This window comes from Streptomyces sp. KL109B (genome assembly GCF_030766935.1).
Taxonomy (GTDB): Bacteria; Actinomycetota; Actinomycetes; order Streptomycetales; family Streptomycetaceae; genus Streptomyces.
Window position 1 is genome coordinate 15,778 of record NZ_JASERL010000001.1, and the last position, 11,988, is coordinate 27,765.

Annotated in this window: 11 protein-coding genes and 1 pseudogene; 5 read left to right on the forward strand and 7 right to left on the reverse strand. The window is 69.8% G+C overall.

Annotated features, from left to right (window positions below; translation table 11 throughout):
* The first annotated feature begins 175 nt into the window (after positions 1–175).
* A complete protein-coding gene (locus tag RBJ65_RS00075; protein ID WP_306321518.1) occupies positions 176–901 on the forward strand; it encodes a phosphatase PAP2 family protein in 726 nt (241 codons plus the stop codon).
* A gap of 529 nt (positions 902–1,430) precedes the next feature.
* Here the strand turns inward: RBJ65_RS00075 and RBJ65_RS00080 are convergent.
* The 3 genes and pseudogenes from RBJ65_RS00080 to RBJ65_RS00090 all read right to left on the reverse strand — a co-directional run bounded on the left by RBJ65_RS00080 (position 1,431) and on the right by RBJ65_RS00090 (position 5,000).
* Positions 1,431–3,005: an FAD-binding oxidoreductase gene (locus RBJ65_RS00080; RefSeq protein WP_306321517.1), complete on the reverse strand. Its 1,575-nt coding sequence runs from the start codon at positions 3,003–3,005 to the stop codon at positions 1,431–1,433.
* A gap of 105 nt (positions 3,006–3,110) precedes the next feature.
* Positions 3,111–3,263, reverse strand: a complete 153-nt coding sequence (locus RBJ65_RS00085) for a hypothetical protein (protein WP_306321539.1) — start codon at positions 3,261–3,263, stop codon at positions 3,111–3,113.
* 34 nt (positions 3,264–3,297) lie between these two features.
* Positions 3,298–5,000: pseudogene (locus RBJ65_RS00090) on the reverse strand (IS200/IS605 family accessory protein TnpB-related protein).
* Between the two features lie 386 nt (positions 5,001–5,386).
* On the opposite strand from RBJ65_RS00090, the gene RBJ65_RS00095 reads away from it, so the two are divergent.
* Both RBJ65_RS00095 and RBJ65_RS00100 read left to right on the forward strand, forming a co-directional pair.
* Positions 5,387–6,253 (forward strand): hypothetical protein, encoded by an 867-nt coding sequence (locus RBJ65_RS00095; RefSeq protein ID WP_372341374.1) that lies wholly within the window; start codon positions 5,387–5,389, stop codon positions 6,251–6,253.
* 142 nt (positions 6,254–6,395) lie between these two features.
* A complete protein-coding gene (locus RBJ65_RS00100; RefSeq protein ID WP_306321515.1) occupies positions 6,396–6,587 on the forward strand; it encodes a hypothetical protein in 192 nt (63 codons plus the stop codon).
* A gap of 84 nt (positions 6,588–6,671) precedes the next feature.
* Here RBJ65_RS00100 and RBJ65_RS00105 read toward each other — a convergent pair whose 3' ends face one another.
* Entirely contained in the window at positions 6,672–7,031 is a 360-nt protein-coding gene (locus RBJ65_RS00105; protein WP_306321514.1) for a metal-sensitive transcriptional regulator, read from the reverse strand.
* 208 nt (positions 7,032–7,239) lie between these two features.
* Between RBJ65_RS00105 and RBJ65_RS00110 the strand changes: the two genes are divergently transcribed.
* Positions 7,240–7,860 carry a DUF47 domain-containing protein gene (locus RBJ65_RS00110; RefSeq protein WP_306321513.1) on the forward strand — a complete coding sequence of 207 codons (621 nt, stop codon included), beginning with the start codon at positions 7,240–7,242 and terminating at the stop codon, positions 7,858–7,860.
* Between the two features lie 9 nt (positions 7,861–7,869).
* Positions 7,870–8,868 (forward strand): inorganic phosphate transporter, encoded by a 999-nt coding sequence (locus RBJ65_RS00115; protein ID WP_306321512.1) that lies wholly within the window; start codon positions 7,870–7,872, stop codon positions 8,866–8,868.
* Between the two features lie 173 nt (positions 8,869–9,041).
* On the opposite strand, the gene pstB is transcribed toward RBJ65_RS00115, so the two are convergent.
* Genes pstB through pstC form a run of 3 tightly spaced genes read right to left on the reverse strand, consistent with a single transcriptional unit; the run spans position 9,042 to position 11,969 of the window.
* Complete coding sequence (gene pstB / locus RBJ65_RS00120; protein WP_306321511.1) at positions 9,042–9,818, reverse strand: phosphate ABC transporter ATP-binding protein PstB; 777 nt, start codon at positions 9,816–9,818, stop codon at positions 9,042–9,044.
* 55 nt (positions 9,819–9,873) lie between these two features.
* Positions 9,874–10,956 (reverse strand): phosphate ABC transporter permease PstA, encoded by a 1,083-nt coding sequence (gene pstA / locus RBJ65_RS00125; protein WP_306321510.1) that lies wholly within the window; start codon positions 10,954–10,956, stop codon positions 9,874–9,876.
* The gene (pstC, locus tag RBJ65_RS00130; RefSeq protein WP_306321509.1) at positions 10,953–11,969 is read right to left on the reverse strand and encodes a phosphate ABC transporter permease subunit PstC; all 1,017 of its coding nucleotides are present in this window, start codon (positions 11,967–11,969) and stop codon (positions 10,953–10,955) included. The genes pstA and pstC overlap by 4 nt, the downstream gene beginning before the upstream one ends.
* Positions 11,970–11,988: the final 19 nt, after the last annotated feature.

Genomic DNA, 11,988 nt, shown 5'->3' on the forward strand with positions numbered 1-11,988 from the left:
TGGCTGGAACTCGATGGGCGACGCACGGTCCTGAGCTGCGGGTTTGTGTTTCTCTTCGATAACGTCTGGGTGATCGTTCGGTGGATTGCGGAACGTAGAAGGCGAGGCCGTGCGTTCCTCTACCTGAACCGAAAACAACCACGGGGGTGGCTGAAGACGAAGGGGCCGCTGAACTATGGCTGGACTCGTGGCACTCGACGCGCCCGCGACATCCGGATCCAACCCCGACGTCACGCTGCTCTACGACATCAACGGCCTCGCCGATGACGCTCCGCGCTGGTTCGACCGGACCATGGAGTTCGTCGGGGAGTACGGGATTCTGCTCGGCCTCGTGCTCGTCGTGGTGTGGTGCTGGTGGGGTGCGCGCAGGCGCGGGACGCTCGACGAGGCGGCGTCCTCGGTGGCGGCCGTGGTGTGGGCGCCGCTCGCGGCGGGTGTCGCGGTGCTGGTGAACGTGCCGATCCGGTCCTTCGTGGAACGGCCGCGGCCCTTCGTCGACCATGACCTGAACGTCCTGGTCGACGGGAAGACGGACTTCTCCTTCGTCAGCGATCACGCCACGCTCGCGATGGCCATCGGGGCGGGTCTCTTCATCGCCAACCGGAAGCTCGGGCTCGCCGCCATAGGGCTTGCCGTGCTCGAAGGGTTCTGCCGGGTCTTCATGGGCGTGCACTATCCGACGGACGTGGTGGGTGGGTTCGCGCTCGGTACGGCCGTCGCGCTGCTGCTCTCGCCGTTGGCCTCGGCGCTGTTGACTCCGTTGACGCGGGCCGTCGGGCGGGCGTCGAGCGGGTGGGTTTCGCGGCTCGTGTGGGCGCCGAAGGCGGTGGCGGCCGCCGTCGAACTCCCCGACTCCCGCGATTCGGCGGAGTCGGCGGAGGAGCGGGACTTGGCGGCGTAGCGCTCCGCGGGGGGGCCGGGGGGTTCGTTTCGGCCGAACCCCTTCCCCGGGGGCGCCACCGTTCCCGTTGCACGACAACCGTGGCCGGGGCCACCGTTTCCATTCCGCGGCACCGGGGGCCGCCTTGCCCACCCTGCCGCCCAAGGCGGCAGATTGCCCAAGGCGGTGGCGGCCCACCGCAATGGGTGGGGAGGCGTGGTTGGCGGCGGATTGCTCAAGGCGGTGGCGGCCTGCCGCCAGGGGTGGGGAGGCGTGGGGGCGGCGGATCGCCCGAGGTGGTTGCGGCACCCCGTCGGGCCGACGCCCCCGGAGGGGGAGATGGGCGGGGCGGAGGCCAAGGCGGCTCGGTGGGCCATTCAAGCCCCTGCGGCGTTTGAGCAGCGGGGTACGGGGCGGAGCCCCGATCTTTTCCAGCCCCGCCGGCGTTTGAGCGGCGGGGTTTGGGGCGGGGCCCCGATCTTTTGAGCCTCTGCGGCGTTTGAGCAGCGGGGTTTGGGGCGGAGCCCCAAGGGGTGGGGGGAAGTGCCGGTTACAGGGATTGGGGGAAGGTGAAGAAGGCCGAGGGGTCGTACTTGCGTTTCACCTTTGTCAGGCGGGAAGCGGCAGCGCCGTAGTACGCCTGCTTCCAGTCCTTCAACGTCGGATCCGTGTAGTTCTGGTACGCCGCGCCGGAGGCGTACGGCCGCATCGACGCGTGGGTCGACGCCAACCACTCACGCGCCGCACCGCCGGAGGCCCCCGCCCGCCACGACACGATGTACTGCGCGAGCATCCGCGACCGCCGGTGCACGAACGCGGTCGACGTCGGCGCGACCCGGTTGATCGCGCCGCCGAGCGCCGTGAGGGCCACGGAACCCGCGCCGGACGTCATGCCCTCCAACTGCTTCAGGAGCGTGCGCACGCCCGCGTCCGAGAGGTCGTGGTCGAAGAAGTCGGAGGCCGCCGCGTACGTCTCGCGCTGCAGCGCGCCCGTCGAGTCGCGGCCGGGCGTGGCGCCGGGCAGATGGCACTGGGCGTCGTCCGCGAACGCCGAGCAGCCCGCGTACACCTCCATCGACTCCTCGTACGAGCGGCGCTTGAGGGAGACCGAGGTGGCGGGTCCTGGACCGCCGGGGCCGTCGGCGAGGCGGTCGACGGCGTTCTGGAGTTCGCCGTACGTGCCGAGGGAGAACGCCGCGAGGGAGATCGTCGGGTTGCCGCCGGGCGCGCCCGCGATGTGGAGGGACGACCAGATCTCGTCGGGCTGGTCGGGGCCCCACTTCTGCCAGGCCTTGAGGACCGTCGCCGCCTTCGACCACGGCCAGGAGATGTACGCCGACACCGCCTGCGGCGCCGGGTGGGTCTTGAAGCGGAGCTCCGTCACCACGCCGAACTGGCCGTTGCCCGCGCCTCGTAGCGCCCAGAAGAGGTCCTTCTCCGAGTCGGCGTTCGCGGTGAGTTCCTTGCCGTCGGCCGTGATCAGCGTCGCCTGCGTCAGGCTGTCGCAGGTGAGGCCGTACGCCCGTGAGACGACGCCGTGGCCGCCGCCGAGCGTGAGGCCCGAGATGCCGACCGTGGGACAGGAGCCCGCCGGGATCGTGACGCCCTTGTCCGCCAGCGTCCGGTAGACGTCGATGAGTTTCGCGCCCGCGCCGACGACCGCCTCGGACCCCGAGGCGCGGATCGACTTCATGCGGGAGACGTCGAGGATCAGGTGGCCGTCGCCGGATGACCAACCCGCGTACGAGTGGCCACCGTTGCGTATCGACAGCGGCACCTTGTGCGCGCGGGCGTACGCGAGGGCCGTACGGATGTCGTCGCTGCCCGCGACGTACGCGACGGCGCTCGGCTTCAGCGCGTCGAAGCGGGTGTTGTAGAGCTGGCGGGCCGCCGCCCAGGACGACTCACCGGGGCGTACGAGGGAGCCGTCGAGGTCCTTGGCGAGCGCGTCGAGGTTGGCCGCGGCGCGCACGGTGCTGGACGCGCTCGCGCTGCGGGAGCCGATCGTGTCCGAAGTGGCGGCGGACGACGGCGAGGAGGCCGACCCGTCGCTCGCGGAGCAGGCGCTCACCGCGCCCGCCGTGAGTGCCACGGCCGAAGCCGTGATGAACGTACGCCGTTCCATACCGCCACATCTCCCTCGGCCACCTGTCCCCGGTGACCTGTCGCTTCCCGAGGTACGAGACGTCGTACGGGGGCGGTGGGTTCCGCCGCACGACCCGAGCCGGCCTCAGCCGACCGTGCCGAGGTGGTCCTCCGCGTCCGAACGGGCCTTGCTGCGCGCCCTTCTGGCCGGTCCCCGCCAGCCGCAGCTGCAGCGGGCCAGGCAGAAACGTCCCTGTTCCACCACGGTGGTCGTGTGCGAGTGCTGCTGTTGTGCCACGCGGCTCACCGTAGCGACCCGACGTAAACCGTTTCTAATGACTGAGCGGGAGTGAGTCCTGGTGCCATGTCCTGGGCTCGTGCTCGCGCTCGGCCGGACGTCCCGAACGGTGTTGGGTGTCCTGGTCTGCCGCGTTCCTGCTGGGGTCGGGTGGCCCGCATCCGGTGCGGGGTCCCGGGATCCGGGGGCGGTTTCTCTCGCGTCCTGGGGTGTCCGGTGGGGCCTGGACGGTCCGATGCCCCTGCTCATCGCTCTGGTGAGCAGGGGGCGGTGCCGTCCGTCGCCGGATCGGATGCCCCAGGGCGCGTCTGCCGATGGCCACGGCCGCGGCCTCATGTCGTGTGGTCTTGCGTTTGTGGGTGGTGAGGGGGTTCTGCCAGTGCTGGGCGCCCCATTTGGAGGTGTAGGCCGGATCGACCGCGACCAGCGGCACCCCGAGCGTGGCCGCCATCGATGCGAGGCGGGCGCGGAGCCTGCCGGTGGGCATGCCGGAGATCAGCTGCCGGAAGCGCTTGTGGCGGCCGTGTTTCTCCCGGCTCTTCGAGTCGGTGAAGTCGAGGTCCTCGACCGCGATCGCCAGGCCATGGTCGTGGGCCCAGTGCAGCAGGCGGATCAGGGCGTGGCGGACCTGGGCGTCGCGGTGTGCGGCCGAGCCGGTGAGGTCGTAGCCGAAGCGGCGCGGGGCGCCGACCGGGTTGCCGTGGACGTCCAGGCGCCAGGCCGCAATGGGGTCTCCCCTGCTCGGAGCCTGTCGGAGAGCTTGGGGAAGGTCGGCGTTCATGTCCACCCCGGCCAGGCCCCGGGAGCGGACCGCCTCCAAGGGCAGCACGACGGGGGCGGGACTGGTCCAGGTGGCGGTCAGATACCAACGGCCCCGCCCGGTGTCCTCGTGGATGCGGTAGGCGACCGCCCGGTGCGCCACCACCCGGTCGCGCCACTGCTCGCCCCGGTGCGCGAACGCCACCCGGGCGGTGAGTACGTAGCGGCCGTGCGGGGCGTTCGCCAAATGCGCGAGCGGGGCCGGGAGTCTGATCGAGACCTCGCCATCGGGGCTGACACGGATGGTCTCGTTGCCGAACCTCTTGCCCGACTCCCCGTCCGCCTGGAGGAATCGGCGTTCCGCCCGCCAGCGCTCCCGCCAGGCCGCCTCGTCCAGGCCCGCCTCGGTCAGGTGGTGGCGGGTGTTGAGCAACTTCTTGCCGCCGCGTACCACGGCCACCTGCCCCGCCCGCCACTCAGCGCGGGCCTGTTCCAGGCGGGACTTCGGGCCTGTTCCAGGCGGGACTTGAGGATCTGAAGGCGTCGGGACTTGGCGAACCACTCGCGACGCGAGCCGTACCCGCCCGGCCTGCCCTTCGCGCCCCGAGCCCCGAGAGGCTGGGCGAGCCGGTACTCCAGCATCGCGATCCCCGCCTCCAGGGACCGCGGGTGCGCGAGCTGTCCGCGCCGCGCCAGCGCCCACTGAGCGTGCGACGTCTTGGTGATGGCACCGGCCCACCGCGAGGACGAGGCCGCCGTCACCGTCCGCTTGCGCCGCGCCCAGCCCGTCGCGCCGTGCTCCAGGCCGGCCGCGCACCGGGCCCGCAGGTCCCGCCCGGCCAGGGCGCCGAGGTGGTCGCCGAGCTGCCGCAGTACCACGACGTCCTGCACGGTCAGGTGCTTGAGCCGGTCCCGGACCGCCACCCCCGTCGCGGGCGGCACCACGAACGGCGCTGCCAACTCCCGCAACCTGCCCATCCGTTCACCCCCGCCGCCCGAATCCCCGGTCACCACACGCAAGAACTCTCGTTCCCCATCACTGCGCCCCCCACTACAGCAGCCCCCATCCCACCCTGGCCGGGTGCTGGTCCCCGGAGGGGGCGGGCGGGTGGGAGATGAGCGCGACACCGGCACAGCCGATGCAAAGGGCGTACCGCGCAATGGAAACGACAACCGCGCCACCCGAGTACAGGACGCATCACGGCAGGCCCACGCGCTCACTCCCGCACGGTTACGCGCACCCATCCGTCGTTCATCGCCAGCAGTTGCAACCCCCCGTTCGCGTGACGGCCGACCCTACTCGTCGTTAACCCCGACGACAGGGGGTCGCAGACGCAAGGACGGGCATGGGGGTCGGACCAGCGATGGTGGGGCAGCAGCACGGGAGTTCGGCGGCCAGGGCGGCGGCGCCCCAGGCGCGGACGGCGGTGGCGGTCGTCGCGGCGGCCTCGGTGGTGGCGGGCGTCGGCGGCTGCGCAGGCGGCGCCGAGGCCGGGGGCCGGAACGCGGATCCGACGCAGACCGTGCGCCAGGCGGCCGACCGCCTTGTCCGCGAGGGCAGTTCGCGGGCGCGTACGTCGATGGAGATGGCCAGCGGCGGCACCCGCGTCACCATCCACGGCGACGGCGGCTACGACTACCGCAAGGGCCTCGGCGAGCTGCGGGTGCGGCTTCCGCAGGACGCGGCGGGCGCAGAGGAGCACCGGCCGATCACCGAACTGCTCGCGCCCGGCGCCCTCTACATGAAGAACCGGGGTGCGGGCGTGCCCGCCGACAAGTGGGTGCGCGTCGACACCACGACGTTGACGGACGGGAATCTGGTCACCGGCGGCGCCACCGACCCGCTCGCGGCGGCGGAACTGCTGCGCGGGGCGCGGAACGTGACGGAGCGGGGCGAGAGCGCAATCGCCGGCGTACGCACCCGGCACTACCACGGGGACGTGGACCTGGCCGCCGCGTCGAAGGCCGCGTCGGCGGTGCACAAAGGGGCGTTCGCGGCGGCGGCGAAAGGGTTCCGCAAGAAGGACCGGGTGCCGTTCGACGTGTACCTCGACGACGAGGGCCTGATCCGCAAGGTCACCCACCGGTTCAGCTTCGCCAACGGGCGGCCGAAGAAGGACGTCGCCGTGGCGTCGACCACCCTGTACCGGGAGTTCGGCAAGCCCGTGAAGGTGCGACTTCCGGCCAAGCGGGACATCTTCGCGGGGAAGGTCGCCGACCCCGGAATGTAGGGCCCGACCCGCCCGTGACGCCCTCCTGCCGTAGGCCCCTCGGGGGCCGGAAATGGTTCTTCCGTGCCATGCGCGGGGCGTAAGCCGGTCCCTACTCTAGGAAGTCGGCCATCGGCTGTTGGTCACGCGGCAGGAAGAGGTGATGAACGTGGCTCCCGTGAGTGGTACGGCGGTTCAGGACCACGTCGCCCTCGCCGAGATCGAGCTGTGCGGTGAGTTGATCATCGCGGCGTCCGCCGTCTCCGAGGGGCGGCGGCTCAGCGTGGACCGGATCGACGAGGTGCTGCGGGTCGCCGAGGCCCTGCCCGGCGGGCCGGAGGGCGACCGGGACTGAGGGACTGGAACGAAAGAACGAAAGAACGAAAGGTGGGGGCGCCGGACGAACCGGTGCCCCCACCTTTGCGTAGGGCCTCATGACTCACGTACGCAGCATGCGCGCGATCGCCTTCGTGGCCTCCTCGACCTTCTCGTCGATCTCGTCCCCGCCCTTGAGCGCGGCGTCGGCGACGCAGTGCCGCAGGTGCTCCTCCAGGAGTTGCAGCGCGAAGGACTGAAGTCCCTTCGTGGAGGCCGACACCTGCGTGAGTATGTCGATGCAGTAGACGTCCTCTTCCACCATCCGCTGCAGGCCGCGGATCTGACCCTCGATCCGGCGCAGCCGCTTGAGGTGTTCGTCCTTCTGATGGTGGTACCCGTGGATGCCGCGGTCGTGGTCGGTCACGATCTCGGCCTTTTCCGGCACAGCCGGCTGATCGGTCTGCGTCGCGTCAGTCGTCATCGCGTCCGTCCTCCCGTGGTCTTCTATACCCCCTGTGGGTATATGATACCGGATTTCCCTGGGCCTGTGCCGGTTCGTCCGGACTCGGCCGGGGCCAGTGCTGATCACTGTGCCCGATGGGCGACACTGTTGGAACGCCGGTTAGCCGTGGCCGGATGATGCGCCTAGCATCGGCGTGACCGAATCCAAAGCACCCCGAGGACCCCACGTGCGCTTTCGTCTGACCCCCAGGGAGACGAGCTTCTACGACATGTTCGCCGCGTCCGCGGACAACATCGTCACGGGCTCGAAGCTCCTGATGGAACTGCTCGGCGCGGATTCCTCCGCCCGGGCCGAGATCGCGGAGCGGATGCGGGCAGCCGAACACGCCGGTGACGACGCAACCCACGCGATCTTCCACCAGCTCAACTCCTCGTTCATCACGCCGTTCGACCGCGAGGACATCTACAACCTCGCCTCGTCGCTCGACGACATCATGGACTTCATGGAGGAGGCCGTCGACCTGGTGGTCCTTTACCAGGTCGAGGAGCTGCCGAAGGGCGTCGAGCAGCAGATCGAGGTGCTGTCGCGGGCGGCCGAGCTGACCGCCGAGGCCATGCCCAATCTGCGGACGATGGACAACCTCACCGAGTACTGGATCGAGGTCAACCGGCTGGAGAACCAGGCCGACCAGATCCACCGCAAGCTGCTCGCGCAGCTCTTCAACGGCAAGTACGACGCCATCGAGGTGCTGAAGCTGAAGCAGATCGTCGATGTGCTGGAAGAGGCGGCCGACGCCTTCGAGCACGTGGCCAACACGGTGGAGACCATCGCCGTGAAGGAGTCCTGAGGCCGGCTCATGGACACCTTTTCCCTGATCGTGACGATCGGCGTCGCGCTTGGATTCACGTACACGAACGGTTTCCACGACTCCGCGAACGCCATCGCCACCTCCGTTTCCACGCGGGCCCTGACGCCCCGTGCGGCGCTCGCCATGGCCGCCGTCATGAACCTCGCCGGTGCCTTCCTCGGCAGCGGGGTCGCCAAGACGGTCAGTGAGGGCATCATCGCGACCCCCGTCGGCGACAAGGGCATGGGCATTCTGTTCGCCGCCCTCGCCGGTGCCATCGTGTGGAACCTCATCACCTGGTACTTCGGGCTCCCCTCCTCGTCCTCGCATGCCCTGTTCGGTGGAATGGTCGGTGCCGCCCTCGCCGGTGGCACCACCGTCTACTGGTCCGGGGTGTGGGAGAAGATCGTCATCCCGATGTTCACGTCCCCGGTGATCGGCCTCGTCGTCGGTTACCTGGTGATGACCGTCATCATGTGGCTCTTCCGGCGCGCCAACCCGCACAAGGCCAAGCGCGGCTTCCGTATCGCGCAGACCGTCTCGGCGGCCGGGATGGCGCTCGGGCACGGTCTGCAGGACGCGCAGAAGACCATGGGCATCGTGGTCATGGCGCTCGTCATCGGCGGCCACGAGTCCTTCGAGGACCCGATCCCGGTGTGGGTCAAGATCGTGTGTGCCGTGATGCTGTCGCTCGGTACGTACGCCGGTGGGTGGCGGATCATGCGGACCCTCGGGCGCAAGATCATTGAGCTGGATCCGCCGCAGGGCTTCGCCGCCGAGACGACCGGTGCGTCGATCATGTTCGGGTCGGCGTTCCTGTTCCACGCGCCGATCTCGACGACGCATGTCATCACGTCGGCGATCATGGGTGTGGGCGCCACGAAGCGGGTCAACGCCGTGCGGTGGGGGGTCGCCAAGAACATCATCCTGGGGTGGTTCATTACGATGCCGGCCGCGGCGATTGTCGCTGCCGCTGCGTACGGGGTCGTGTACCTGGCGTTTGGGTAGGCGCCGGGTTTCGGCTGGCCGTGGCTGGGGTTGCGCAGTTCCCCGCGCCCCCAAGATGCCCACCCGGCGCTCCAGCACATGAAAAGGCCCGCCCCCTCGGGGGCGGGCCTTTTCCTTGTCCCCGTGGTGGCACCGCCATGCAGCACCACGGGGCGTCGGGGGAGTCGGCCGGTCTAGCCGAAGCGGCCGGAGATGTAGTCCTCCGTGGCCTGGACGGACGGGTTGGAGAAGATGCGCTCCGTCTCGTCGATCTCGACGAGCTTGCCGGGCTGGCCGACCGCCGCGAGGTTGAAGAACGCGGTGCGGTCCGAGACGCGCGCCGCCTGCTGCATGTTGTGCGTCACGATGACGATCGTGAAGCGCTCCTTCAGCTCGCCGATCAGGTCCTCGATGGCGAGGGTGGAGATCGGGTCGAGGGCGGAGCAGGGCTCGTCCATGAGGAGGACCTGGGGCTCGACCGCGATGGCGCGGGCGATGCACAGGCGCTGCTGCTGGCCGCCGGAGAGGCCGGAGCCGGGCTTGTTCAGGCGGTCCTTGACCTCGTTCCAGAGGTTGGCGCCCTTGAGCGACTTCTCGACGATGTCGGCGAGTTCCGACTTCTTGTAGCTGCCGTTGAGCTTCAGGCCCGCCGCCACGTTGTCGAAGATCGACATCGTGGGGAAGGGGTTGGGGCGCTGGAAGACCATGCCGACCGTGCGGCGCACGGCGACCGGGTCGACGTGGGAGCCGTACAGGTCCTCGTCGTCCAGGAGCACCTTGCCCTCGACGCGGCCGCCGGGGGTGACCTCGTGCATCCGGTTGAGGGTGCGCAGGAAGGTCGACTTGCCGCAGCCGGAGGGGCCGATGAAGGCCGTCACCGAGCGCGGCTCGACGGTCATCGAGATGTCTTCGATCGCCTTGTGGGCGCTGTAGTAGGCGGTGAGTCCGCTTACGTCGATTCGCTTGGCCATGACTAGTACTTCACTTCCGAAGTTCGGATCGGTCGCTGAGTTGGTGGGGGCCGCGTCAGCGACCGGCCTTCGGGGCCTTCCAGCGGGCTACGCCGCGGGCCGCGAGGTTGAGGATCATGATGAAGGCGATGAGGACCAGGGCCGCCGCCCAGGCGCGGTCGTACGCCGCCTGGCTGCCGCCGCTGCTCGCGTACTGCTGGTAGATGTACAGCGGCAGCGAGGCCTGCGGGCCTTCGAAGGGGTTGCCGTTGATCAGCGGGTTGCCGAAGACCAGGAGGAGGACCGGGGCGGTCTCTCCCGCGATGCGGGCGACGGCCAGCATGACGCCGGTCGTGATGCCGCCGATCGACGTCGGCAGGACGACCTTGAGGATCGTGCGCCACTTCGGGACGCCGAGGGCGAGGGAGGCCTCGCGCAGCTCGTTCGGGACGAGCTTGAGCATCTCCTCGGTGGAGCGGACCACGACCGGGATCATCAGGATCGCCAGGGCCATCGAGCCCGCGAAGCCGGAGAAGCCGAAGCCGAGGATCAGGATCCAGAAGGACAGGATGAACAGGCCCGCGACGATGGACGGGATGCCCGTCATGACGTCCACGAAGAACGTGACCGCCTTCGCGAGCTTGCCGCGCCCGTACTCGACCAGGTAGATCGCCGTGAGCAGACCGATCGGCACCGAGATCACGGTGGCGATGCCGACCTGTTCGAGGGTGCCGAGGATGGCGTGGTAGATGCCGCCGCCCGGCTGGTACGCGGTGACGAAGCCCATCGAGTGGGTCAGGAAGTACGGGTCGAGGACCTTGATGCCGCGCGCGATCGTCTCGTAGACGAGGGAGGCGAGCGGGACCACGGCGACGATGAAGGAGACCCAGACGACGCTGGTCGCGAGCCGGTCCTTGGCCTGGCGGCGGCCCTCGACCTTGGCGGCGAGGGCGTACGAGGCGAGGACGTACACCAGGGCGGCGATCAGGCCCCACTGGATGCGGCTGTCGAGTCCGGCGCCGAGGCCGATGGCGCAGCCCACGGCGATCGAGCCGACCGCGGTGGCCCAGGGGGCCCAGCGGGGCAGGCGCGCGGCGCTCAGCGTGGACGGGGCGGGGCGCTTCGCGGGTGCGGGCGTGGGTGCGGTTGCGTTGCTCATGCGTTGGCCCCCGAGTACTCCTTGCGGCGGGCGATGATCATCCGGGCCGCGCCGTTCACCAGCAGGGTGATGACGAAGAGGACCAGACCCGAGGCGATCAGGGCGTCCCGGCCCTGGTCGTTGGCCTCGGAGAACTTCGCGGCGATGTTCTGCGCGAAGGTGCCGCCGCCCGGGTCGAGCAGGCTGGTGTGGATCAGGAAGTCGGGGGAGAGGACCGTGGCGACGGCCATCGTCTCGCCGAGCGCGCGGCCGAGGCCGAGCATCGAGGCGGAGATCACGCCGGAGCGGCCGAACGGGATCACCGACATCCGGATGACCTCCCAGCGGGTCGCGCCGAGCGCGAGCGCCGCTTCCTGGTGCATCTGCGGGGCCTGTCGGAAGACCTCGCGGGAGACGTTGGTGATGATCGGCAGGATCATGATGGCCAGCAGGATGCCGACGGTGAGCAGGGTGCGCGGGGCGCCGCCCTTGTACTCCAGGATGCCGGTCCAGCCGAAGTAGTCGTCGAGCCAGTGGAACAGGCCGGTCATGTGCGGCACGAGGAAGAGCGCGCCCCACAGGCCGTACACGATGGACGGCACGGCGGCCAGCAGGTCGATGACGTAGGCGATGGGTCCGCTGAGCTTCTTCGGCGCGTAGTGCGTCAGGAAGAGCGCGATGCCGACGGCGATCGGGACCGCGATCAGCATGGCGATGATCGAGGTGACGATCGTGCCGAAGGCGAGGACGGCGATGCCGAAGACGGGCGGGCTCGCGGTCGCGTTCCACTCGAAGGTGGTGAGGAAGTTGCCCTCGTTCTTCGAGAGGACCAGCGAGGCGCGGTAGGTCAGGAAGACCGCGATCGCGGCCATGATGACAAGGAGCAGGATGCCCGAGCCGCGCGAGAGGCCGAGGAAGATCCGGTCTCCGGGGCGGGTGGCGCCGCGGGCGGCGCGCTTGCGCTGAGCGGGTGAGGGGCGATCCTCGGGCGCCGGTGGTGGCGGGGGCGCCGGTGATTGCGTGGTTATGTCCATGGGTTTCTCCGGTCTGCGA

Excerpts from the sequence above, each read along its gene's own strand:
- pstA (WP_306321510.1), bottom strand. The coding sequence starts at position 10,956 with ATGAGCAACGCAACCGCACCCACGCCCGCACCCGCGAAGCGCCCCGCC.
- pstB (WP_306321511.1), bottom strand. The coding sequence starts at position 9,818 with ATGGCCAAGCGAATCGACGTAAGCGGACTCACCGCCTACTACAGCGCC.
- RBJ65_RS00115 (WP_306321512.1), top strand. The coding sequence starts at position 7,870 with ATGGACACCTTTTCCCTGATCGTGACGATCGGCGTCGCGCTTGGATTC.
- pstC (WP_306321509.1), bottom strand. The coding sequence starts at position 11,969 with ATGGACATAACCACGCAATCACCGGCGCCCCCGCCACCACCGGCGCCC.
- RBJ65_RS00075 (WP_306321518.1), top strand. The coding sequence starts at position 176 with ATGGCTGGACTCGTGGCACTCGACGCGCCCGCGACATCCGGATCCAAC.
- RBJ65_RS00095 (WP_372341374.1), top strand. The coding sequence starts at position 5,387 with ATGGTGGGGCAGCAGCACGGGAGTTCGGCGGCCAGGGCGGCGGCGCCC.
- RBJ65_RS00080 (WP_306321517.1), bottom strand. The coding sequence starts at position 3,005 with ATGGAACGGCGTACGTTCATCACGGCTTCGGCCGTGGCACTCACGGCG.
- RBJ65_RS00105 (WP_306321514.1), bottom strand. The coding sequence starts at position 7,031 with ATGACGACTGACGCGACGCAGACCGATCAGCCGGCTGTGCCGGAAAAG.
- RBJ65_RS00100 (WP_306321515.1), top strand. The coding sequence starts at position 6,396 with ATGAACGTGGCTCCCGTGAGTGGTACGGCGGTTCAGGACCACGTCGCC.